Origin of the sequence: Dyadobacter sp. CY351 (genome assembly GCF_021502625.1) — a bacterium.
Classification (GTDB): Bacteria; Bacteroidota; Bacteroidia; order Cytophagales; family Spirosomataceae; genus Dyadobacter; species Dyadobacter chenhuakuii.
Window position 1 is genome coordinate 390232 of record NZ_JAKFFU010000006.1, and the last position, 23196, is coordinate 413427.

At 43.0% G+C, this 23196-nt stretch carries 21 protein-coding genes; 12 read left to right on the top strand and 9 right to left on the bottom strand.

Annotated elements, in window-relative coordinates; translation table 11 throughout:
- Positions 1–4: 4 nt before the first annotated feature.
- The 8 genes from L0660_RS14065 (at position 5) to L0660_RS14100 (ending at position 6508) form a co-directional block, all read left to right on the top strand.
- Positions 5–310 (top strand): putative quinol monooxygenase, encoded by a 306-nt coding sequence (locus L0660_RS14065; RefSeq protein ID WP_235160041.1) that lies wholly within the window; start codon positions 5–7, stop codon positions 308–310.
- A 7-nt stretch (positions 311–317) separates the two neighbouring features.
- Positions 318–1349, top strand: a complete 1032-nt coding sequence (locus tag L0660_RS14070; RefSeq protein WP_235160042.1) for a proline iminopeptidase-family hydrolase — start codon at positions 318–320, stop codon at positions 1347–1349.
- Between the two features lie 63 nt (positions 1350–1412).
- Positions 1413–2438 (top strand): bestrophin family protein, encoded by a 1026-nt coding sequence (locus L0660_RS14075; RefSeq protein ID WP_235160043.1) that lies wholly within the window; start codon positions 1413–1415, stop codon positions 2436–2438.
- 43 nt (positions 2439–2481) lie between these two features.
- Entirely contained in the window at positions 2482–3234 is a 753-nt protein-coding gene (locus tag L0660_RS14080) for a putative quinol monooxygenase (protein ID WP_235160044.1), read from the top strand.
- Between the two features lie 34 nt (positions 3235–3268).
- The gene (locus L0660_RS14085; protein ID WP_234658638.1) at positions 3269–4084 is read left to right on the top strand and encodes a DJ-1/PfpI/YhbO family deglycase/protease; all 816 of its coding nucleotides are present in this window, start codon (positions 3269–3271) and stop codon (positions 4082–4084) included.
- Between the two features lie 49 nt (positions 4085–4133).
- Entirely contained in the window at positions 4134–4562 is a 429-nt protein-coding gene (locus tag L0660_RS14090; protein WP_235160045.1) for a cupin domain-containing protein, read from the top strand.
- Between the two features lie 34 nt (positions 4563–4596).
- A complete protein-coding gene (locus tag L0660_RS14095; protein WP_235160046.1) occupies positions 4597–5580 on the top strand; it encodes an aldo/keto reductase in 984 nt (327 codons plus the stop codon).
- Position 5581: 1 nt separating this feature from the next.
- Complete coding sequence (locus L0660_RS14100; protein WP_235160047.1) at positions 5582–6508, top strand: LysR family transcriptional regulator; 927 nt, start codon at positions 5582–5584, stop codon at positions 6506–6508.
- Here the strand turns inward: L0660_RS14100 and L0660_RS14105 are convergent.
- Both L0660_RS14105 and L0660_RS14110 read right to left on the bottom strand, forming a co-directional pair.
- The gene (locus L0660_RS14105) at positions 6477–8078 is read right to left on the bottom strand and encodes a Na+/H+ antiporter (protein ID WP_235160048.1); all 1602 of its coding nucleotides are present in this window, start codon (positions 8076–8078) and stop codon (positions 6477–6479) included. The two genes, L0660_RS14100 and L0660_RS14105, sit on opposite strands and share 32 nt — an antisense overlap.
- Entirely contained in the window at positions 8078–8890 is an 813-nt protein-coding gene (locus L0660_RS14110) for an SDR family oxidoreductase (RefSeq protein ID WP_235160049.1), read from the bottom strand. The genes L0660_RS14105 and L0660_RS14110 overlap by 1 nt, the downstream gene beginning before the upstream one ends.
- A gap of 174 nt (positions 8891–9064) precedes the next feature.
- On the opposite strand from L0660_RS14110, the gene L0660_RS14115 reads away from it, so the two are divergent.
- Positions 9065–11572 (top strand): histidine kinase dimerization/phosphoacceptor domain -containing protein, encoded by a 2508-nt coding sequence (locus tag L0660_RS14115; protein ID WP_235160050.1) that lies wholly within the window; start codon positions 9065–9067, stop codon positions 11570–11572.
- Positions 11573–12083: 511 nt separating this feature from the next.
- On the opposite strand, the gene L0660_RS14120 is transcribed toward L0660_RS14115, so the two are convergent.
- From L0660_RS14120 to L0660_RS14145, 6 genes are all read right to left on the bottom strand, one after another.
- Positions 12084–12956 carry a M48 family metallopeptidase gene (locus tag L0660_RS14120; RefSeq protein WP_235160051.1) on the bottom strand — a complete coding sequence of 291 codons (873 nt, stop codon included), beginning with the start codon at positions 12954–12956 and terminating at the stop codon, positions 12084–12086.
- A 268-nt stretch (positions 12957–13224) separates the two neighbouring features.
- Complete coding sequence (locus L0660_RS14125) at positions 13225–13470, bottom strand: hexameric tyrosine-coordinated heme protein (protein ID WP_235160052.1); 246 nt, start codon at positions 13468–13470, stop codon at positions 13225–13227.
- 78 nt (positions 13471–13548) lie between these two features.
- Positions 13549–14007, bottom strand: a complete 459-nt coding sequence (locus L0660_RS14130) for a nuclear transport factor 2 family protein (protein ID WP_235160053.1) — start codon at positions 14005–14007, stop codon at positions 13549–13551.
- A gap of 20 nt (positions 14008–14027) precedes the next feature.
- On the bottom strand, positions 14028–14831 hold the full coding sequence (locus L0660_RS14135) for a glucose 1-dehydrogenase (protein WP_235160054.1): 804 nt from the start codon (positions 14829–14831) through the stop codon (positions 14028–14030).
- Positions 14832–14979: 148 nt separating this feature from the next.
- Positions 14980–15888 carry an oxidoreductase gene (locus tag L0660_RS14140; protein WP_235160055.1) on the bottom strand — a complete coding sequence of 303 codons (909 nt, stop codon included), beginning with the start codon at positions 15886–15888 and terminating at the stop codon, positions 14980–14982.
- Positions 15889–15968: 80 nt separating this feature from the next.
- Positions 15969–16874 (bottom strand): AraC family transcriptional regulator, encoded by a 906-nt coding sequence (locus tag L0660_RS14145; protein ID WP_235160056.1) that lies wholly within the window; start codon positions 16872–16874, stop codon positions 15969–15971.
- A 169-nt stretch (positions 16875–17043) separates the two neighbouring features.
- Between L0660_RS14145 and L0660_RS14150 the strand changes: the two genes are divergently transcribed.
- From L0660_RS14150 to L0660_RS14160, 3 genes are all read left to right on the top strand, one after another.
- Positions 17044–17862 carry an AraC family transcriptional regulator gene (locus L0660_RS14150; RefSeq protein ID WP_235160057.1) on the top strand — a complete coding sequence of 273 codons (819 nt, stop codon included), beginning with the start codon at positions 17044–17046 and terminating at the stop codon, positions 17860–17862.
- Between the two features lie 86 nt (positions 17863–17948).
- Positions 17949–18764 carry an oxidoreductase gene (locus L0660_RS14155; RefSeq protein WP_235160058.1) on the top strand — a complete coding sequence of 272 codons (816 nt, stop codon included), beginning with the start codon at positions 17949–17951 and terminating at the stop codon, positions 18762–18764.
- 47 nt (positions 18765–18811) lie between these two features.
- On the top strand, positions 18812–20962 hold the full coding sequence (locus L0660_RS14160; protein ID WP_235160059.1) for a sigma 54-interacting transcriptional regulator: 2151 nt from the start codon (positions 18812–18814) through the stop codon (positions 20960–20962).
- 75 nt (positions 20963–21037) lie between these two features.
- Here the strand turns inward: L0660_RS14160 and L0660_RS14165 are convergent, their stop codons facing one another.
- On the bottom strand, positions 21038–22810 hold the full coding sequence (locus L0660_RS14165; RefSeq protein WP_235160060.1) for a DUF6119 family protein: 1773 nt from the start codon (positions 22808–22810) through the stop codon (positions 21038–21040).
- Positions 22811–23196: the final 386 nt, after the last annotated feature.

The window sequence follows — 23196 nt, forward strand, 5'->3', positions numbered from 1 at the left end:
GATCATGAGCGCAAACGCAATTACAACCTTTGCCAAATGGCAGGTCAAAAGTGAAAATCTTGAAACTGTGCTTCATTTGCTGGCAGACCTTTCAAAAAAAAGCAAAGCAGAAACGGACAATCTCTTTTATCAGGTTTTCCAGGATCAATCAAATCCCAATGTGCTTGTTTTATTTGAAGGCTACACGAATGAAGCCGCCCTGACGGCGCACCGGAATTCAGCGCATTTTCAAGAGATCGCCGTAAAGCAAATCATCCCGTTACTGGAAAACAGGGAGGTCGTATTGACCTCAGAATTAAATCTGAATTGAATAAATAATGCTGAGAATAAAACTCAAATACATCGTTCTGTTAATGGTCTTCGCGCTGGCCGCGTGCAGGGATAAGGAGCAGCAAAGCGAACATTTCCTTGACTACTATGCCTCGGACACTTCGCAGGTGCAGACTGCCGGGGTTAAGATGATTCCGATCAAAACCCCGGCCGGTGTATACAAAGTTTGGACAAAGCGGATCGGGAATAATCCCAAAATCAAGGTTTTGCTCCTGGCAGGCGGCCCGGGTTTTCCGCACGATTATCTGGAAGTTTTTGAAAGCTTTTTTCCGAAGGAGGGCATTGAGTTTTATTATTATGATGAACTCGGCTCAGGGAATTCTGACAAGTCGGTGGATTCAACCCGGTTTAGCGTCGATCGTGCAGTCGCGGAGTTGGAGCAGGTGCGGGAAGCATTGGGTTTAGGTAAAGACAATCTCTACATTTTCGGGCATTCGTGGGGTGGCATTCTGGCTATGGAATATGCGCTGAAATACCAGCAGCACGTCAAGGGACTGATTATTTCCAATATGTCGTCAAGCGGGAAGGAGTTCAACCGGTACATTCAAGAAGTGCTCGTAAAACAGCTTCCGAAAGTCACATTGGACAGCATTAACCTGCTGGCAGCCAGAAATGACTACGCCAATCCCAGATATACGGCATTGGTTACGGAACATTTCTATGGGAAGTTTGTTTGTCGGCTCCCACTCGATCAATGGCCCGAACCATTTACCAGAGCATTAGGAAAGCTCAACCAGCCGTATTACTTATCCATGCAGGGGCCGAGTGAGTTTGGCATCATCGGGAGTTTGAAGAATTGGGATATCAGCAGCAGATTGAACCAGATCAAAGTTTCGGCCCTGATGATCGGTGCGAAATATGACGAGATGGATCCCAAGCACATGGAATGGATGAGCAAGCAAGTCGCAAACGGCAGATATCTGTATTGCAACAATGGAAGTCATCTCAGTATGTATGATCAGCAGCAAGTCTATATGAAGGGGATCATTCAGTTTCTCCGGGATGGAAATGTTGACTGATTATGTTCGTATATCTCTATCCGTTCATTCAGATTGACTTAGCATTTAATTTTTGTCGCGGTTATGATTGTCAGGAAAATGCTTTCGGTTAGAGCTATTTATGAGTTCACGGGCTATCATTTGTGGTGGCTCACTGGGTGGATGGCGCTGGTGGCTGTCGTGTATCATTTCACGCAATGCAGGTTGCTGGCGCTTCCATGGCTTCCGCTTCCGCTCATTGGCACGGCAGTCGCATTTTATGTGGGTTTTAAAAATAATCAATCGTATGACAGGCTTTGGGAGGCGAGGAAAATATGGAGTGAAATGACCAATAGCAGTAGGAGGCTGGCAACTTTGGCCCGCAATACCCGGTCGGGCGAGCTGGATGTGAGTGATGGCGCAGAAGTGAGAAGACAGATTGTGTTCCGGCACATAGCTTATATTTATCAGCTTCGGAATCAACTGCTTGAACCCACTCCATGGGAACATGCCAGTTTGAAGGGGATTTTTGGATTGGGCAAAATCAACAGATTGAGGCGGGCAAGACTCGCTGCGATTTTTGAGAATGAGTTGCATGAAGCAGCAGGGAGAAAATACATTTCCGAGGCAGAAACTGATCAATTGAAAGAATATCAAAATGCGGCTGTACAATTGCTGAACCTGCAAACGGAAACGATCCAGAAGCTTTATGAGCGCAAAGAAATTACCATGATCCAGCAAATGCAGTTTCAAACGGCTGTGAATGGTTTCTATGATTGTCAGGGAAATCTGGAACGGATCAAGCAATCGCCATTGCCTCGAAAGTACGCCACATTCAGCTTTGTGTTCGTCTGTATTTTCATTTTTCTGCTTCCGTTTGGCATCGTTGGCGAGTTTGGTAAAATGGGTGCGGCTGGGGTCTGGTTGGCCATTCCTGTCGGGGCAATTATAGGCTGGATTTTCGTGGCCATGGAAATGACCGGCGATTATTCAGAGAACCCTTTTGAAGGATTGCACAATGATACACCGATGCTCTCAATTTGCAGGGAAATTGAAATTAATATGCTTCAAACCATATGCGAAAAAGACATTCCGTGCCCGATTCAAGCGAGGGGAGACACAATTATTTGACCGGAGCATTATCATTTACATTGAATTTTTATCAACAAAAATTATGAAACCGAAAGCGTTTTTTTCCATTCCAAGACGGGCTGAATTGTTATTCTCTCTGCTTTTTATCATGTGTATTTTCCAGTTATCTGCACAAAGCATTCAGCGAAACAATGTTGCCCGGATCACGCAATTTGAAGTGAAGGATGCGTATCAGGATCAATTTAGAAAAGCATTGAGCGAATACGTTTTACATGCGCTCCGCTCAGGCAATAATGTCATGGCAGAGGCTTATTCAGAAAGAGAAAATCCCCGTGTATTATGGTTGATTGAAAGATGGGAAAATCAGGCTGCGTTAAGTCAATCAGCGAAGGATAAGCAGTTTACAGCCATAACCGCGCTTGCGAAAACAGCATTGCAGCAGCCTTCCAAAGTCTTTAATGTAAAAGATCTGGAACCACTCTCGAAACAGCAATGGAGAAGATCTGCAAGAAAGGAGGATAATCCGCAAACGATGATGCTTTTTGTGAACTCAAAATCAGGCACAGCGCAGCGTTTCAAGGATGTTTACCACGTTGCAATGCCCCTGTTTCGCAGTGAGAAAGGCGTAGTTACGTATCAGCTTTCACAACTGGAAAATGACAGCGAGCAATTTGTGACCTACGAAAAATTTAGGAGCGAAGCCGCTTTCCAGTTTCACTTGAAGTTCCCGCCAATCAAGCCTGTTGTTGATTATTTGGAAACAGACATTAAAGAAAAGCCTTTTCAAAAAGGACTGCACACACTCATTGAAATAGCTCCTCTCACCCGTGAATAGTACTAACTCAATTCAACATTAAATCATTTAAAAAATGAAAGCAATCACAAAATTCATCCTGGCAAATCTATTGAGCTGCTTTATCCTGTTTAGTGCGCAAGCGCAGACAAATGCAAGAACATCATCCGGCGGCGTTGATGAACTTGAAATTTTGAAACAACTCACTTCCACGGCTGTCGTGGCCGACCTGCCCGTTTACCAACTACTCAATGCTCCCGGAAATGAGCAATTGAAAGCATTCTTTTTCACGCCAGTCAAAGATCCTGCTGCTTTAAAAGGAAAGAGGATAGCGGTGATCGCGGCAGACGGCTTTGAGGAAATTGAAATGCTGGGACCAGTCTGGTATTTTAGGGCATTGGGCGCGAAAGTGGATATTGTGGCACCGAAATACAATCCTGCGCCCGAGCGCTATGGTTTGGGAACGCCCGAAATGGCCAAAGGTTATATTATGGCGATCCAGTATTTGCAACCTGTGGGCTGGGTAAAAGTGGACCGCACGGCCGATCAGATAAAAGTGGCCGATTATGACGCTATTTTCATCCCTGGCGGCGCCTGGAACCCGGATAACCTGCGCTTTGACAAAGATGTGATCAAATACATTCAGGATTTCAATAAGGCAGGAAAATTGGTCGCAGCCATTTGTCATGCGCCGGTTGTACTGGCAACTGCTGATATTTTGAAAGGCAAAAAGCTGACTGGCTACTGGAACGTCCACGCCGATCTTAAAAATGCAGGTGGCGTTTTGCAGGACGTGCCCGTGGTAACAGACGGAAACTTGATCACCAGCAGGCACCCGATTGATGTTGCTGATTTTTCGAAGGCTGTGGAGCAGTGGTTATTGAAAAAATAGCTGTTCTCAATTCATTGACATCAGTTTTCATACTTAACATTCTTATCTGATGAAAGCGAAAGGAAAATTATCAGTTTGCCTGCTTTGCCTCCTGCTTGGAAATCTACCAACACAAGCCCAGCAGCTAAAACACCTGGTGATTGACAAAATGGAAGCTAAAGCAATCTCTGACGGCATTACACTCAGATCTGAGTCGGGCGCCAACGGCACATTTGGTTATTTCGTTTTAAAAAAAGACGCAAGTGTTCCCATGCATAAGCACGTAAATGAGCAGTATTCTTTCATCTTAAAGGGTAGTGTAAAAGCAATAATCGGCGATACAACGATCATTATCAAAGCTGGTGAAGCTGTGCTGATCCCGGCTAATCTTCCACACAGTTTCACCAGCCTGGAAGAAGGGACTATTGATCTGGACTTTTTTGCTCCCCGCCGCGAGGATTGGATCAACGGCACAGCTGATTATTTCAAAAAGAAGTAAGTGGTAAAATTCATCACATTAAAATCCAGAAATTATGGAATACAGACAGTTAGGTAACTCGGCGTTGAAGTTATCCGCGATCACGTACGGAAGTTTTGCGATTGGCGGCACCATGTGGGGCGGAACTGAAAAGAACGATGCGCGAAAAGCAATCCTGACTTCAATTGATCACGGCATTACCACATTGGACACGGCGCCATTCTATGGATTTGGCCTGAGCGAAGAGTTAATCGGTGAGTCTATTAAGGACAGAGATCGTTCAGCAATTCAGATTCTTACAAAATTTGGGATGGTGTGGGACGGAAGTAACAATGGCAAAGGTGACTTTATGATGGATATTGATCAGGACGGTAAAAAGTATCCGATCTATAAATATGCCTCGAAAGCCAACGTCATGAAAGAAGTGGAGGAAAGCCTGCAACGGCTGCGGACCGATTACATTGACCTGTTGCAACTACACTGGCCCGATTCAACCACACCCATTGAAGAAACCATGGAGGCAATGCAGCTCCTGATCGATCAGGGTAAGATCCGCGCGGCAGGGGTTAGCAACTATAATGAAGTACAAATGTTGAGAGCGCAGGAACACATCAACCTGGCGTCTAACCAGGTGCCTTACAGTATGTTGAAACGACAGATAGAGGCGAAAGTAATTCCTGCGGCAGTCGAAAATCTTATTGGCATTATTGCATACAGTCCGCTGGAAAGGGGGTTACTAACCGGGAAGTTTTTCAACGGCAATGCGCTGAAATCCGATGATCACCGGAATGGATACTTTTCTCAATTTGATCTTGATAAGGTAAAATCTTTACTGGAACGCATTGAGCCGATTGCGCAAGAAAAAGGCGCCACCTTATCACAGCTTGTATTAAAATGGACAACACTTCAAAAAGGCGTTACCGTTGTTTTGGCGGGAGCCAGAAACGAAGAACAGGCCATTAGCAATGCCGGGGCGGTTGATATCGACCTCAGCAACGACGAGCTGGACCTGATTAATAAAGCAGTGAATAGTTTGTAATATGTTGAATCTGGAATGGTTTAGGACATTTAAGGTTGTCTATGAAGTTGGCACATTGTCGGCGGCGGCGCAGTCGTTGTTTATTTCCCAGCCTGGGGTGAGCCTGCATTTGAGTGCGCTTGAATCCTACACCGGTTACCGATTATTTGAACGAAAAAACAGAGGTGTGATTCCAACGGACCGGGGCACACTGCTTTACAATTACATCATTGGCCCGATGATCGGCCTGGAAGAAATTGAAAAGCTTTGCTACAAAAAATCGAAAACCAGCCGGGCGACGGTGAGTGTCGGGATGTGTTTTACAACGTTTCAATATACGCTTGAAGAGCATGTCGGACATTTACCGTTCAACCTGATTACCAAGTTTGGTGAATGTGCCCAACTGTTGAATGAGCTCAATGCCGGAGTGATAGACTTTGTAATTACCTCACAAACACCACAGTTTCCGAAACTGGTTTACACACCATTTATGGCCACACGCAATGTGCTGGTCTGTGGAGGTCAAACCGACATTAGTACACTTGATAAACTAATCATTGCTAACAAGCCCGAGCCAATCAGAGATTGGCTCGGGAATCAGGTTTGGTTTGCGACTTCCGCAGATATGGAGGCTGTAAAACGTTTTTGGCAGGTAAATTTTGAGACATCACCGGCCTTTAAACCGAGCTTCGTTTTACCGCATTACGGGTCTATTCTGCGCAATCTCAAAAGTTGTAATGGTTTTGCAGTTGTTCCGGATTTTGTATGCAAGCATGAATTGGAGGAAGGAACTGTGAAACTCGCATGGGAGGGAAGCCAACAGCCTGAGGATATGCTTCATTTTGCCAAAAGAAAAAATACATCTTATCCCAAAGAGCTCTTGCACCTGGAAAATTTAATGACCGAAAGCTGTTCTCTTATAAATTATCTTCCAACGTCTCTTCTTTAAGGTCCAGTCGCCGCTCCATGATCCGGATGACATCATCATCGAATTCGTCCCTGCGACAGAAATGTATCAAATGTCTTCTTTCATGTTCCAGAACCTCCATCATTACTTTATTAAAATGTCTGACCATTGCCTGCACTTTTTCCTTTTGCTCAGCGTCATCCAGTCCCTCATAAACTCCTACTTTGAAAGCCATCAAGTCTAGTTTGTGCTGGATCATCCTGTTTTCCAAAGCATCTTTTGCATACCTGGAATCGAGTTTATCATGCGCAGCATTGAATAAATATTTTTCAATGGCCATGAGCTGATCATGGTCCTCCACTTCGCCCGGGATTTTTTCCGGCTTTATCTTTTTGATCACCCAGGGAAGCGTCAGTCCCTGACCGACGAGCGTCACGATGATGACAATGTAAGTGATAAATAAAATCAGGCTGCGAAACGGAAATTCAGCGCCACCGGGAATGACAAGCGGGATCGATAACGCCGATGCAAGCGAAACGACGCCCCGCATGCCGATCCAGCTGATAATCATGGGATTTCGCCAACCCGGATGTGGGACTGCCACTTTGATGTACTTACTGATAAAAGAAGTAAAAATGCCCGAAATATGTCCCGCGGCCAGCCTCACCAACATAATCAGAACAGCAATGACCAATGCTATTTTCAGCGCTTCGGAAAGTGAAATATCCTTTAATCCCTTCATGATCCCAGGGAATTGTATGCCAATCAGAAAAAATACTATTGCATTCAGGATGAAAGTGATCGAGGGTAATATGGCGTTTGATTTCAGGCGGCTGCTGTGCGGCAGGACAAAATGAGTCTGTGAAGAAAGCAGCAATCCGGCAGTAACCACCGCAATCACACCGGAAGATCCTAATTCTTCGGCTACAATGTAATTCAAGTAGGGGAGCACCAGTAAGAACGTCACATCCAGGTTGGACGTCGTTGGCAGCCATTTGTACAAAGCATAGAACAGCATTCCGATGGCGACACCGATCGCAACACCTGAAACAGTGATCAGCGCAAAGGTGCCAAGTGCCTCATACCAAACGAATTGATTGGAAACAACAGCCGCTAATGCAAACCGGAATATGGTCAGGCTGGCTGCGTCATTCAGCAGGCTTTCACCTTCCAGGATGGAAATCAGGCCTTTGGGAAGTTTGACTTTTTTAAGAATCGCAGTGGCTGCTGCGGCGTCGGGTGGCGAAATGATGGCGCCCAGCAGAAAACCCTGGGCCATGGTGAAGCCTGGAATGAGCCAGCAGGAAACGATGGCAACCAATGTGGAAGTAAGTAAAACGTAACCTAATGCCATTACGCTCACCATTCTGCGCCATTTCCAGAGTGCCCGCCATGAATATTGCTGCGCTGCGTCGAAAAGGATAGGCGGGAGGATGATCAAAAAAACAGTGTCTGGATCGATCCGGACATTGGGAATTCCTGGTATGAAACTCAATGCTAACCCGGTCACTACGAGCAGAATCGGGTAAGCGATGGACAGCTTCCTGGCGATCAGCACCAGGAATGCTACCATCAAAACCAATGAAACATATATGATGATATCGGTTTCCATCAAATCGTGTTTTCCCAGGCTTTGGCTTGTCCGTCTTTCAGCATATCCTCAACAAACTGAGGGAATACATTCCTGAATTTTCCGGTTTCAGCCGGAACGACGCGCACCATTTCGTCGATCATATCTTGCGGGTCCAGCTTCCAATCCGGCGTATTGATTTGTTTATCGAACGAAGCTTTCAAGGCCGCTTTTTTTGTGAAATTTTTAGCATCGTTCAACCAGCGGAATGACGTTTCGGACATTCTTTCATTGAAACCAGTAAAAAAAGCGCCAGGATTAATTGTTTGGACTTTAATTCCAAAAGGCTCCAATTCTTCCTTCATAGACTCGGCAATCGCCTCCAATGCATGTTTTGTAGAACAATAAATCCCAAAATGGGTCGGCGTGAACAATCCTCCCATAGAAGACAGCCAAACCACTTTACCTTTTCTGTTTTTTTCAATCAGGTTTGCAACGAACCGCTGAGTCAGGTCCAGCGGTGCAAAGACATTGGTTTCAAAATTCCTGCGAACAAGTTCCAGAGGAGTTTCAGACACCGGGCCCGTTTCTCCTATTCCGGCATTGTTGACCAGTATATCAGCATCCCATCGAAGTGCCGCACTAACGTCATACTTGTCTAAAATGTCAAGTCTTTCCACACGGAGGTTCTCTGTAATACCAAGTTCTCTTGCTTTATCGCGAAGGACTGTTACCTGTGGCCCGATGTGCACGCCGGCAAAAACTTCATGACCTAATTGAGCTAGTCCTATTGCGGTGCCTTCCCCTAAACCGGAACCTGCGCCCGTGATTAATATTCTTTTACTATTCGGCATGATGATGTGATTAAGTTGTTGAAACTATACAGATTAAAGTTGTATTTTTAAATACTGAATGCAATCAAAGCTCGGTCGAATAGGCTGGTATTCAAAATAATATGACTGATAGTCATTATTAGTTAACTGATAATATAAAAGCAATAAATCAGCGGTTGCATTCTCCAGACAAGTATGATGCATTACTACATTAAAAGAATCTCTATTTTCTTTATTTTCATTTTGGCGAGCTCACCGTTCTCTTTTGCACAAAAAATGTGGGCCGAACAAACCAAATTGTTTGCACAATTACGAAATAGCAAGGCAGATACAAGACGCGTTGATATTTTGCTCAAACTCGGCCGTTATTACATGCTTAGGGAATATTACGTGTATAGAACGGGCAACCCGAAGTCACAGCTGGACAGTGCGTTGCATTTCTCTGACAAAGCACTTAGTTTAAGTAAGACATTGAAATATGAGCAAGGAAAAAATGAGGCGGTTATTTTAAAAGCGGATGCCTTTATCAGGGGTCAAGATATGGGTTCTGCTCTTCGGATATTAAGTTCATTGCAAAACGAAACCCGCTTTCGCTTGCTGGTGATTTTAGGACGTCACTATTTATTCCATATCCCTAGGACTCCCCGGGCGAAATCACATTTAGATAGCTCACTGCTTTTCTTAAATCAAGCCAATAAAATATCGCCAGTATTATTGTCTGATAAGTTACAGCCGGAACGTATACATGTCAAGGCAATGCAAAGCTTTATCCTGGAAGGTATCCACCCCAGTATAAAAATATATCTAGAATTAATCAGCAAAATTAATGCACCCGGAAATGAAGATCGCGAAGCATTGCTGTGGCATGAACTTACTACGCTTATTCCGTTGAGGGAAAAAACGGGTTTGACGCGCTTGTATTGTTTCCAAAAGATGCGGGATTTGTACAAAAGAAATCACAATCAGGAAAGAGAAGCCTGGGTTTTAAAATCCATTGCAGATATCCATATCGTAAGTGGAATGCTGGATTTGGCTGAAAGCGAATTGTTAGAAGTTCTTGCACTTTACGATGCCATTGGCTATCGCGAACTACATCATATCTATGACCTGCTGGCCATCACTTACCGCAGCAAGGGTGATTACGGCAAAAGTATTTTTTATGCAACGAAGGCCATTGAAAGTGCGGAAGCAACCAACGATTCTTCTTCGGCACTGACATTTTATGGCCAGCTAGCCGCGATGTATCGAGAGTTGGGACAATCGAATAAAAGCATCGAATGGTATTCTAAATTGCTCGATAACAGGTCGTTTACAGCTGGTGAGAATCTTTTCAAATTCAGAGAGGCTGGCTTTTTCGCAAGGGAGCTGGTTAAATTGAAGAGGGAAAAAGAAGCATTGACTTACATGCTCAATATAGAAGCCAAAAACAAGCCAGTCGGGATGCAGGCGGAAGTGTCGCTAATCAGTTCATTGGCATTTTGTTACAAGGCTACAAAGCACGAGCGACAGGCGGATAATTATTACACCAGGCTGATAACGCTTACAGAAAAACTACCCAAGGACAATCAAGTTACCGCCAACGCTTATTATGAGATTGGTCAATATTTTATTAGTAGACATCAGTTCGAGAAGGCGTCATCATATTTGCATAAAGCACTAATTGAATCACCTGGGACCGTTTCAATTTCATTAAAGAAAGATATTTATCTGATGCAATACAAAGCGGATTCCGGTTTGAATAATTGGAATGCAGCTGCGAAAAATCTTTTAATGCATAAGCAGTTGAATGATTCCATTTTTAATGAAACAAAGAACTGGCAAATGGCAGAGCTTCAAGTGCAATTTGAAACTGCTAAAAAGCAAAAGGATATTGAGCTGCTGAATAGTCAAAACCAGTTTCAACAAATCAAGGTTAAGGAAGCTAATAGAACAAAAAATATCTTGCTGGCTGCTGCCGCATTGCTACTGGTCATTATAGCCTTATTATTAAATCGCTATCTCACAAAGCAGAAAAGCAATCGGATTCTTGAAGAAAAGAAAAAGGAATTGGATGAAAAAAATAGATTTCTTGAAATGCTTAACGCTGAGCAGGATAAGTTGCTTGAAGAAAAGCAATGGCTGATCAAGGAAGTGCATCACCGGGTGAAGAACAATCTCCAAATGGTGACAAGTTTACTCAACTCGCAATCGGTATATCTGGAAGATGATAAGGCAATTGTTGCTGTAAAAGATAGTCTGAGACGCATACAGGCAATGTCCCTGATTCACCAAAAACTTTATCAGGGTCCGAATACATCTGTTGTTTTTATGCCGGATTATATCAACGAATTGATAAATTATCTGCGCGAAAGTTTGGAGTCCAGTACACGGATTGTATTTGAACAGAGAATTGAAATTATTGATCTGGATGTTGCACAGGCAATTCCACTAGGATTGATCCTTAATGAATGTGTTGTTAATGCGATTAAATATGCATTTTTTAATCGCCAGGATGGGATTGTACGCATCGATTTGATGCGGGTGTCACCGGATCGTATAATGCTCACCGTATCAGATAATGGAATTGGTTTGCCACAAGGATTTGATGTAATCGAAAATAATTCACTCGGTCTCGATCTCATACGAGGATTAGCAAAACAAATCAACGGCAACTTTGTAATTGAAAGCCATAAAGGGGTGCACATTAAGCTTACCTTTACGTAACACAACTTGAATTAGCTTTATTTCATATGACACCCGTTTCAGAGGATTGGCTTACGTGTCAACTTAATACATATTTAGTTTTTCAGAAATGAATTAAATCCATCATCTCAAAATTCTTGCAGATTCTTTCTAATAAATGATATGACGTTCGACAATTCTCACTTCAAGTATGCGGACAGTGACGGACCGACGCTAGCCATGTCGATGCAAGTTCATAACAATGTCCTTTACATATGTAGTTTAACCAAGTATATAGCAGCTTGATCTCGCATCTTCATATAAAGTTGAATTTTGTAACCGCTTGCAGGTGTCTAAAAATTCGGTGGTTAAATAGTAAACTAAGCAACAGACATAAATTTCCTCTTATTCACAGTGGAGGAGTTAAATTTTACAATATAGCTTTCATCGGACACCTTAATCTGTACTCTGCTCAACGAAGTAAAAGTGCTGCCGAGCGACTGAGCACAATTTAGGACTTATATGAATAATCATTAAGTATATGACACTAAAATCACTGCATGTGCAACGCTCTTTTCATAAATCCACCCAAAAAGCTGGCGACGAATGTAAGGACGAGCGAGCCGTATAAACAGAAATTTTCCAATTCCCGAACAGCGGTGTTTTGTGGCGGATCGGTCAATAAGAAGTAGCCTGTTACAATGAGAAAGCATTGCAGCAGCGCGAGAAGCCAGCCTTTATGAGGCTCAACAAAACCCAGACAAATCGCTGAAACTACGGCCACAAAGTATGGAAAATGAATGCTTTCTGCATTTTTGATAACGGCAACAACGAGAGCGCTCGTGAACAATACCATGGCTGAGCTGACGATCAGTTTCTTGTCAAAAAAAGGGGTTTTAACGGTAGATGAGCGATTTTTTTCATTGGAGATCTGCGCTAAGATCCGTCTTTCGGAATCGAAATCTGCCTGCGCTTCGGCAAGCATGTTCATCTCCTGATGCGCTTTTCCGCGCCAGTGGTAGGGTTCGGGTGAAGTTTCCTGCGCCTTGCTAATCGCTTTGCTGAATGCTGGAAGCGCAGATTCTACATCTTGCTCTTCCAGGTACATTTTTGCAAGTTCCAAATGCGCCTTATAGACATCATCATCCAGGCTCACAGCAGTTTTAATGTCATAAAAGGCCTCAGGCCTGTTATTTTTACCCTTTTGTGACAAGCCTCTATACAAATATGCAATGCTCGATTTTGGTTTGGTTTTTACTTTAGAATCAAAATACTGGTATGCTTCATCAAATTGATTATTAAGAAAAAGTTCAATGCCGTTTGAAAATGCAGCTTCTTCCTTTTCCGAAATGGTGCGGAGATCAGCATAATTTCTCAGGTAAAATATATAGCTAAAAAATAAGATAACGGCGAGCAGTTCGAGCATTGCGACGTAGATTGTATGTTGTCAAAATAATTAAATTATCGCTCCCATCCTTCCCCATATTCCTAATGTTCTTCAACAAAGCATAAGCGTTCTTAAAACCGGTTTTTTGCTATCGTCGATGCCGTTTGCTTCTATTTAATGCTTGCCGCCGTTGATAGCGCACTGCTTCACGTGGATCATTTCAAAAAATGGACTGGAAAGGTGTAGTCGGTCCGACTACACCTTTTCTTGCGTATATGTGATTTTAAACAGGCCGCTAACAACGGATCTATAATTTCTTCCAGTAATCATTTGCGGCGGCAATGGTCGCAAATTCCATAGCCACTATTTGTCCTATCGCAATCAGCATCCCGGCGTCTTCTGCGTACACCGGGCGAAGCCTTTCGCGTACGGCTGGATCAGGTTGCGTTGCCTTTATAATAAGTCTGGACATTTTTATCGCAAGATGGCGTCCTTCTTCCGCGGTTGCTGTAATTAGTGTGCCATTTGGCACTAGTTGTATTGGATCTGCCATTTTTAAATTTAGGTTTGTAAAGTAGTTGCTGTCAACTTGAAAAACTCTTTCTACAGTTGAACGACCGCGGAACGCTGCTCAGACAAGTTCCTGAAACATGGACATATCCAGCTTCCAAAGTATTGTCGCAATCCTTTCCGTGAAAGTCCACCGGCTGCTTTCGTATTTAAAGGTATCCTCATATCGGCCGCTTAATATTGCTTCACGAGGCTGCCCTGAAAGTGTTTTGTACAGCGTCCAATATGAATTTGCATGAGCTTTATCTCCGGATTCGTCAATTTCGATCATGATGTTCGTGATCTCATGGGTTGTTGAAGAACGGCCTTCTGGGGTTACTTGAATGATACTACCAGCAACCGCTTCAATCTCTTCTCGCCCGGTTGCCGTGATACCAGCCAGCTTAAAAACAGCGTTTTCAAAAATGCCACCGAGCTTTTGTATATCGGCATCATCATTGGCAAAGGCATAAGAAACGATCAAATTGGCGATTGCCTGTTCGCTGGATACATGCGTTTGCTTATTAATAGTTGTTTTCATCTCATTATTTGGTTTTCCTATCAGCCTATCTTTGTTACCCCAAGTAATCCGCCTCCTGTGGCATCAATAATCTGCCCGTTAACCCACCTTGAATCCTCAGAAGCAAGAAATGCGATAATGTCTCCAATATCTGAGGGCTCCCCAACTCTTCCATAAGTATTCTGTGATGCGGCCCATTCTTTAAGGCCTGGCTCGGCAAACCAACTACTCATGTCTGTGTTTGTAAAGCCTGGTGCAACTGCATTTACAGTGATATGACGCGAGCCCAGGTCCCAAGCCAGTGTCCGGGTCAAAGTACTAATGGCCCCCTTCGTGGCGGCATACATTGTTGCCATTGGACTTGCCATGTACGCTGCAGCAGAAGAAAGATTTATGATCCTTCCCCCGTCTTGCATTCTTTTTAAACCATGTTGAATAATGAATAAAGGGGCCTTGACATTTACAGCAAACAAGCGCTCGAAATCTTCTTCGACTACTTCATTAACTTTACCGTAAACCACTTCTCCGGCATTGTTTACCAAAATGTCCAGTTGGTCGGCCTGCTCATCGAACGCCTTCCAAAGAAGCTCAGCAGCGTGCGGTTGCGATAAATCGGATTGAATAACAAATGCAGATCCGCCTTGAGCCTGAATTGCTGATACTGTTTCAAGTGCCGCTTCCTTATTTTTTCCGTAATGTACAGCCACTCTTGCGCCATCTTGGGCAAGCCTTTCTGCGGTGTATTTTCCAATTCCACGACTTGCTCCGGTTACCAGGGCTGTTTTTCCTTTAAGATTCTTCATTTTTATCTTTGAGTTTTGATATATGACAATCAGCGTCGTCATTTAATCTAAGCAATCGCTATACCAATGATTAAATATTTGATATTCAACACTTTGTGATTTAAATATCTATTTTAATCTACTATATTTAGTAGAAGCGCGGACTTAGCTACGATATATAGTATGTCAGTTTGAAAAGGTATAAGTCGTATTAGTCAATCGGAAATTTTGTTCCGATAACATTTTCTGCGAAATCCCACAGGCTGGAAGCGTCCTGCTCACTTTGGGCGGCTTCACTGATTTGCGCTACAGCGGGATATCCATGCAATTCATTTTCTCCATCCGGGCCGTAATAACTGCCACCGATCAAGCCGGAAGATGTGGCAGCAAAAAGGGTAGGGAGGGCGCCTTGCCAGGCAGGCATCAATTCTTTAAAATGTTCCATCGCCGCGTTGTAATCCTTTTCTGACATATGCCTGGATAGATCGGTTTGCGTGACGCCGGGATGTGACGCTGCGGAGATGATATTGGCGCCAGCCTGAGTTAACCGTCGTTGCAGTTCTAATGCAAATTGAAGTACTGCGAGCTTACTGATGGCATATTCGCGATTTGCATCGTAGGATTTCTCAGACCTTAAATTTTCGAAATCAATCTGCTGAACCAATTTGTGCGCACCACTACTTAATGTCACAACGCGGGCTGCTGGCGCCTGTTTTAGCAAAGGATACAGGTGGGCTGTTAATGCAAAGTGACCAAGGAAGTTCACGCCAAACTGTAATTCACAACCGTCGGCAGTTTTGCTGGCCGGTGGTGTCATCACACCTGCATTATTGATCAGCAGGTCGAGCTGGCCATGCTTATCTTTAATTGAACGTGCAAATGCCTTTACACTCGAAAGACTTGCCAAGTCTAGCAGTCCTGTTTCCAATGTGCCCTTTCCACCTATGACTTCTATTCGTTTCAAAGCTTCTGCTGCTTTGCATTGATCCCTGGATGCAATGATGACGTGCGCGCCGGCTTGAAACAAGGCCAGGGCGGTTTCGTAACCAATGCCACTATTCGCACCCGTAACAAGGGCAATTTTCCCTGACTGGCCTGGAATGTCTTTTGATGTCCACATAATTTTCCTGTTTTTGCCTACAAATTTCCGGAATTACTGTTTCAGCTTAACTACGCAAACCAATCCGGAAAAGACAAAAATCAATCAGTGGAAAGTTGGCGAAATTGTTTGGGCTTAATACCGGTGTTGCGACGAAAAAATGCGGAAAAATGATTCGGTTCTTCAAAGCCAAGGCTCCATGAAATCTCATTGACAGGCCAAACCGTGCCTTTCAATAGGATTTTGGCTTCCTGTATGATCCGGCCAGCTATTAGGGTTGAGGTTGTGTTACCTGTTATCTCCTTTAAAGCTTTGTTGAGATGGTTGACGTGAATATTTAATTGATTTGCAAATGCGGTAGGCGAATTCAGTTTAATCCGTTGGCCTGTCACTTCAATGGGAAACTGGCGTTCCAGCAATTCTTTGAAAAGTTGGGTGATACGCTCAAATGCATTGGAACCAAGCATCGGTGCGCCAAATGCAGGTTGGAGTTTCTGCGCTTCATGGATCAAGCCAATCAGCATACTGCGCAGTAAATCATATTTAAAGAGGTACCCTCCATCAAGTTCCCGTTGCATTTTTATAAAGATCTCCTTGAAATGTTCGGCCCCGATAGCATCCAGTGGAACAATGCCTTGCCCGGAAGAATTGAAGATGGGATAGTTAGTAACGCTGCCTGCTCCATTGAAAAAATCCTCTGTAAAAATGCAGATTAAACCAGTTTGATTCGGATCCACTGGCTCCCAGAAGTAAGGGATTAGTGGATTGGTGAAGACCAATGCGCTTTCTGTTACCTCAAAGGTCTGGTCTGCATAGTGGATCTTACTATGCCCCGACACAAGGCTCACCTTATAATAGGACCGGCGCGTAAAGCTTACGGGTTTGCCACCGGAGACTTGCAGATCTTCAACTTTGATAATATTGAAATGTCCATTTGTATCTTTGGAGATCTCGCTGGGAGCCGAAGAGCTGCTATAAAATGATTGCAAGTCTAAGATTGGTTTCATAGTATCAAAAGTACAAGAATCAAAGAGCCAGACACAATTTTATTATGTTTATAATGCTTCATCGAACCATATTTAAACGAAGTGATCAACCCGCGTGTTAGCGTTATACAGGCACCGATCCATCAATTGCACCTGGCTATACAAACGTACTTATGAGTTTGTAAACAAGATGAATATAGAAACAAAGGATACATTGCATTCAGGAGCCTTCCTGTCTTGTACCGAAAAAAAGCAACTTGTTTTTGAACAGATTGTTCCAGAGCATCTGTTGGTGCATGTTTACGTAGGCAGGATTACTGTAAAAACAGCTGATAAGACTTATTATATTTCCAGTGGACAAACCGCATTGTTTGCACGTAACCAGCTAGCTAAATTCGAAAAAGAACCCGACGGACAAATTCCTTTTAACGCGTCAACCATCTTTTTTACACAAAATTTTTTACAGGCTTATTACAAGGATATGACGTTGGAAAAACGTAAGAAATCCGGTAACCCCCGCGTGGTATACATGCAAAAGCACGCTTTGCTGGATGATCTTTTTCATTCCGTTTCATTGTACGCGCGCCATAATGAAGCTTTTGTGCCCAATGAGTTGGCACTGCTAAAAGTAAAGGAGGCCGTTACCGTGTTAAGGGCACTCGATAAAAATGTCGATGATTTGCTTTTGGATTTTTCACGACCGCATAAAACTGACCTTGCAGATTTTATGCAAAGGAACTTCATGTTCAACATTCCCATCTCACGGTTTGCATATTTGACGGGAAGAAGCCTTGCTACCTTCAAACGGGATTTTCAAAACACATTTGGGACATCACCTCAAAAATGGCTGACGGAAACGCGGTTAAAGCAAGCCCATTTTCTGATTGCAGAAGACAGACAGAAACCTTCACAAGTGTATCTTGAAGTTGGTTTTGAAAACTTTTCACATTTTAGCTATGCATTCAGGCAACATTATGGCTACAGGCCTTCCTCAATTCTGAGCCTGTGAACACATAGTATTTGAGCCGGTGGGCAAATTCATGCTTAATTATCATCTTTAATTTTGCGGGTACAAAACAACAAGGTACAGGCAAAATGAGAAATAGAGTAGTATTGATTACGGGCGCTTCATCAGGCATGGGCAAAGAGACTGCCCGGCTCTTGGCAGCAAATGGTTACACTGTTTACGCCGCTGCCCGCAGGACAGGGCAAATGAAGGATCTGCAAGAAGCTGGCGTGAAGGTTCTTGCAATGGACGTGACTAATGATACTTCGATGAACAGTGGTGTGGACAGCATTATTGAGGCGGAAGGGAGCATCGACATTTTGATAAACAATGCCGGGTTTGGCTTGATGGGGTCTATTGAAGACGTTCCTTTGGAGAAGGCAAGAGATCAGATGGAGGTAAATGTTTTTGGTCTGGCCCGGCTAACCCAGCTTGTTTTGCCCCTTATGCGCAAGCAGCAATCCGGTAAAATCGTCAATATCACATCCACTTCCGGAAAAATGGCCAGCCCGCTTAGCGGATGGTATTCGGCCAGTAAATTTGCAGTTGAAGCATTAAGCGATAGCCTGAGGCTGGAAGTAAAACCTTTCGGAATTGATGTGATTATCATCGAACCAGGTGGGGTAAAATCAGAGTGGGGAGATATTGCTTTGAAGAGCTTGCACGATGTTTCGCTTGGAACAGCCTACGGCAAAATGGCAGCAAAAATTATTGAGTTTGCAGAAAAAGCGAAACCAAAAAATGCAGAACCTATCGTTATTGCCGAGCTTATTCTAAAATCCCTGACAGCTACAAAACCAAAAGCCAGATACTACGGTGGATATATGGCAGGCGTCATCCTTTTACTTAAAAAAATGCTAACTGACAGGCAATTCGACAGCTTGCTGATGGGGCAGATGAAGTGAGTGGTTGATATAGAAGAAATATTACCTATTCTTGTTTATTTTGCTGCATGAAAAAGACTCTTCCCGCAGACAACCTCCCTGTGAAAAACAATCATAGCATTTCCCTGAGCATATTGCAGCAGCAATTGGATGCTTATGAAAATGAAAAAAATATCCTGCTGGCTTTAAGCAATGATATCACCCGGGTCAGGGGTAAAAGTGATCTGATCGTGATCTTTTCCGAGCATATCAAAAGCCTGTTCTATTTTTCACACGTCAGCATCACACTAATCGATGAAAGTCAGCAGTATTACTCACCTTTCCTACTGGATCATCAGTCAATAGATCTGAAAAATCACCGTTCATACGGCCAGTTGGCAAATTCTAAATTCCCGCTTGACGAGCCGATCATTCAAAAGGTCGTTCAAGCAGGCACCCCAGTTACTTACTTTCTGGAAGATATCATTGCCATGCCAGGCATCCCTCCATTTTTGGTCCTAAACCATGAAGTTGGAATCAAGGAGGTTATGTTTATGCTGCTCAAAAACAAAGACAAACCTATTGGATTTATAAACATATATTCTGATAGGGCAGGGGTATTTACCCCAGAGTTTAAGAGTATTATCGCAGGCATTGCTCCACAATTATCTAATGCAGTCTCCAATATTATTGTCAACGAACAGGTCTCTAAAAGTGAGGGGGAAAAATCATTCTTGCTGAATTTTAGTCAGGATGTAGCTGCTGTCAGGACAAAAGACGACCTGGAAAATGCGATTTTCAGTGTTTTACAACGGGTTTTAAAAATCCGACTTGCCATGATCCGCATCATTGAAGACGATGGTGTTACACTGGCCCCCTATATGTATGATAAAGAGATGTTTGTAGGCAATGAGGAAGTCTTTAAGCAATTAGCCTCAAAAAATATAACCATTCAGGAACACCTTTCAGCAAAAGTGCTGGGCAGCAAAGAGCCCGTTATTTTCGATATACCCCAGGAAGAAAGGCAAGGCAATAGCGCCCAATACATTGCATTCTGGAAACGTTTTGGCCTGCAACATGCTTATGGGGCAGCGCTCAGGGTCGGAAACAAAGACATCGGAACGCTTTGGCTGCTGACCGACGAAGTGAACCTGACGATCCTGAAAGGCATTTGCGCGCAGATCTCCATTGCGATATCCAACATTCTGGCAAATGATAAAGTGCTTGCCTACAAGCAAATGCTGGAAGTGGAAAATGATCATCTTAAAGAACAGATCCGGACGATCTTCAACTATTCAGATATCATCGGCAGTGGCCCGGCCATGCAGCAGGTCTACCATTTGATGTCACTGGTTTCTGAGACAAATTCAACGGTGCTATTACTTGGGGAAACCGGTACGGGTAAGGAGCTTATCGCCCGGGCGGTCCATAACAGCTCGCCACGCAAAAACAAGTTGATGATCAAGGTTAATTGTGCTGCCCTGCCCGCTAACTTGATAGAAAGTGAATTGTTTGGCCATGAAAAGGGTGCTTTCACGGGCGCAGTCGAGCGTAGGATAGGTAAGTTTGAGCTAGCCAATAACAGCACATTATTTTTGGACGAGATTGGCGAGATGCCTCTGGAATCGCAGGTGAAGCTGCTTCGCGTCTTGCAGGAAAAGGAGCTGGAAAGGGTAGGAGGGAAAAATACGATCAAAGTGGATGTGCGCATCATTGCTGCTACGAACCGGGATTTGGAGCTGGAAGTCCGCGCAGGACGTTTTCGTTCAGACCTTTTTTACCGGCTGAATGTATTTCCTATTCATTTGCCGCCATTACGGGAGCGGCTCGAAGACATTGCGCCGCTGGCAACCTTTTTTGTGGGCCGTTACAGCAAGAATGCAGGAAGAAAGATCAACGCCATCTCCCCCAAAGTTTTCCAGGAGCTAAAAAGCTATTTGTGGCCGGGCAATGTGCGCGAGCTTGAACACCTTATCGAGCGCAGCGTACTGCTGTCAAGTGATTCTACCCTGCGAGAAATTTACCTTCCCAAAAGCCGTAGCGACATGAAGAACGATGCGGTCGATCTGAGTAAAAGAACCCTCGAAGAAGTCGAGCGGGCTTATATCATTGAAGTCATCAAGCGATGTAGCGGCAAAGTTGCAGGAGCGGGCGGCGCAGCCGAATATCTGGATCTTCCGGCTACCACGCTACATTCAAAGATTAAAAAATTGGGAATTGGAAAGGCTGATTACTTTTAATTAGGATTCAGGTACGTTTTTAATGTCTGTACAGCCTAGAAACAATCCTTGTTAAAAACTATCAGCTCAAACATCCTAAGATCGCCGAATTTGACAAAATAATAAGTCATAATAATCGGAGCGCATTTCACTTGAACACTGTATTAGTGAAAACCGCGCAATATTAGAATCAAAACGATCAATGCTATTTTCAACGAGAATGTCCTCATTTAAGTGGGAGGTAAAGGCCATTACAAATGCGATTTTCTTTTTAAATAGGTCCATAAAACCTTCTTTGGTTAGTTCATTTAAAAAGCGGTTCTTTTCTTTTAACTGGTCATATATCTTTCCTAAAATGGATCTGTCACTGCTTCCTACCGCATCCTTCAATCTACGTGCAGCAATTAGTATCTGATTATTCAACTCTCTGATTTCAGATCTAAAACCATATTTGACGTGTATTAAATAGATGGTTGATGAATCGAAGTACAATAAGTCACAAAGTTCTATTCCATCAACTATGATTGTATCTATGACGATAAAGTTTGTAAGGCCATTATATTGCATATTATAGGCACTTTCCCGCGAAATCTGTGTTTTATTCCACGGTATGTGCAAAATAGACTGAGGTGCCCTGTAAGTTGTCAATACGTGTTTTGTGTTAATTTTCAGGTCATCAATGAATGATGATCGTAGGTGGTACCATTTTGTATCAATGAGGAAAACAGACTTGTTTTTTATAGTAAATTCAGCCGAAATGTGAAAGAGAAATGATGATGAGACGCTGGTTTTGTTGTTTTTTATACATGTGACTCTTACGCCCTGTAAGAAAACCATCATGTTAAATTTGTCACTGTCGCCATACCTTTCAACAGCTCGCTTCAAAACGGTGTCATATATCTCAGTGCGATCTAATAGTATATCAAAGGTTACATACCCGCCTTTCGTAGTTTTTTCTTTCAATTTGTATTGATCTGCTTCATAGAATTTTTCAATGTTATTTGGATTACAAAAATCATGTTCAAACTTGGGTAAGTTTAGATTGTCTCTCTTGAATATCCCTGCCAAATCATTGTAAATACTTGTGATAAGCTCTGGTCGAAGGTTTTTCTCAATATCTTCTGTGTCTTGTATTTCCTTATAGGAACTTAGGTAATCAGATGCTGCTAGCTCAGATATGGTTCTTAGTTCTTTAATAATGTTGTGCAAAACATTAAAATCAACCTCCTTTTTGATCTTAAATCCTTTACCAACGAAAACCTGGATTCTTTCATTTCTTCTTGTTTTTACAAACTCAAAATGTAGTCGAGAAATCTCTTCACTAAGTCTTAAGTGAATTTCTTCCGGTATTTTTCCAAATTTGATGAAGTCGATTATCCGGTAATTATTTCTGAATTGCTCTTTAATCCCCGCGCGGTGTCCAGTAATTCCCCTCGATTTTATGGAAGCGAGTTCATCGGCTTCCGGTTTCATGATTCGAGCGTATGTGTTTAGGCCAAATACATGATCCATAAATGGTATGATTACCCTGAAAGCATGACCGCCCACTATACAGTAGAGTTCGCCATTGGTATCAGCAAAAAGTAGAAGGGACAATTGCTGTTGCGTAAAATCAGCAGTCCCTGTTAGTTCATTGGGTAGAAACGTTTTCCAGTCTGAGAGCGTCTCTTTTGTATTGAATAAATATAGGTAGTAGTTTACTTCTTCTTTTTCGAAACATGTGAAATCCAGATCCTTCGGTACACCAAAAAATTCTGGCCGCTCATAGTATGTGCCAATAATTCTTCTCAGGATTGAATCAGTCGTTTTGCAGTCAGCTAATTTTCGATTTTTCTTATCGATGCGGTATATACTTGGATTGACATTCATTTGATTTTTGTAGAGAAGGTATAGACGAATGTTAAAGTAGTAAAAACAAACATTTAAAGAAATAGTGATTTACTTGAATTTTGACAAGGGACCTACTTAATCAGAAGAGGTTCTGATAGCCCTACTAGAGGTGTCAATTTGTCTACTTTAAACAGCTAATAATTGGTGCCTCGTTAATTTCTATGAAAATAGATATTCGTCAAACTGACACACTCTATTTCGCGTCCGTTCAAGTCAATATACTAAATATCGTATAACTTCAAGCCTTTAAAAATTCATAACCATCTGTTTATTAATGCTTTAAATGTTTGGCATAGCGATTGCAATATTAAAGCAATTCCAAATTATTTTAAACACCGGCTAAGCCCGGGATAAACAAACAAATT